This is a genomic window from Secundilactobacillus similis DSM 23365 = JCM 2765 (assembly GCF_001311075.1).
GTDB lineage: Bacteria > Bacillota > Bacilli > Lactobacillales > Lactobacillaceae > Secundilactobacillus > Secundilactobacillus similis.
In genome coordinates this window covers 1-1,542 of record NZ_BBAD01000160.1, presented here as the reverse complement: position 1 = coordinate 1,542, position 1,542 = coordinate 1, and the positions used below count along the sequence as shown (strand labels likewise).

Annotated in this window: 1 protein-coding gene; it reads right to left on the bottom strand. The window is 31.8% G+C overall.

Annotated elements, in window-relative coordinates; translation table 11 throughout:
- Positions 1-1,542 (bottom strand): Eco57I restriction-modification methylase domain-containing protein (locus JCM2765_RS16450; protein WP_156301851.1); only part of this gene is annotated, 1,542 nt, incomplete at both ends.

The following is a 1,542-nucleotide window of genomic DNA, read 5'->3' as shown; positions in this document are numbered from 1 at the left end:
TTAGGTGTAGTTAAGTACTGTAAATTCTGTTTTCGAGTATAAGTGTACCATTTCTCTCCAGGATTTCGTCTTGTTTTAGACTCCTTCTTTACTTTCGACAAATACTGAAACCCTTTAGGATAATTATTTTCAATATAATCCAAATTTAAAGGAACTATCTCATTATCATAAGGAAAGAGTATATACTCCGGACTAAACTTCTTAGAAAACGAGTATAATTTAGAATTTCCTTGAATTGGTCTTACTAATTCCTTTTCTATTACCACATCTTCATTTTCGTTATTGCTTCCTTTGAACATGCCGTTAGCGTCTATATCACCAGTTAAATAATAGAATTTTTTATCTAATACTTGAGGACCAACAATAATTTTTAATTCAGCATCTTTATCATTAATTTTGTAAAATTTTCTATCTGTGTTCTTAAATAATGAACATATAACTTCTTCCGCGTACATAGCTTTAACCGACCAAATGCCATTGCTAATTATCGGTGCATCTACCACAATTTTCTGTTGAAATTCTTTCGTTAATTTCCGCTTATCCAAGTCCGTTGTTATTTTGGACAAATTATTTTTAAAGGTAACTTGTTTGTTATATTTTTTTTGACCATATAGCACTGCAACATACGTGGTGCGTCCCTTAAACAAACTATTATCTTGAATTGATAAAATTTCTTCTAGATATCCCTCCTTCGATAGCCACTTTCGAATACTTTGCCCATATTTAGTAGCAAAAAATCTTCGTTGGATGATAATTCCTAATTTTCCTCCATTTTTTAACAATTCAAAATAACGTTTTAAGAAAAACAACGAGCTATCTATTTTTTCCTTTGGGAACCCATACATATCTTTTAAAAGCCCATAAGAATATGGCCACTTTTTTGTATAGAGTTTAGGCTCAACATATGGTGGATTAGATATAATCAAATCAAATCCACCATCTTCCATAATGGCTGGAAACGCCTCTTGATAGCTTAATGGTAGCGAATCAATAATTTCTTCATGTTCCCAATCGCTATCCGATAATTTTTCTCTATTTATTATAGTGTTCCCTAAAATGAAATTCTCTTTGTATTCTGATAACGCTTTTTTAAAAATAACTGGTTTCACATAATTACCCAACATCAGCTTCAACGAAATTCCCATCCGCAATACCTGAATAGCGCCAAAATCAATATCCACCGCGAATAGCTGTTTAGTAATTATTTCCTTCATTTCATTAAATGTTAACTTTCGAGATAACACCTCCTCTTTTTTCTGTACAAGAATATCAAATGCAGATATTAAAAACGTCCCACTCCCAGCATTGGGATCTAAAATTTTAATATCATCTACTGAATCAAATCGCTCTATTTCGTCTTCAACTATACTTTTAGCAACCTGATATGGCGTACTTACGCTGCCCAAAGGATTATTCCTTTTCTTTTCTAATTTAATTTCACCAGAATCATCAATTACAAGCTCTTCGCCTAAAAATAATTCATATATTTGAGCTATTAATAATGGGTTAATAACGTTAAATCTATAAGGCGTCTCTCCGTAT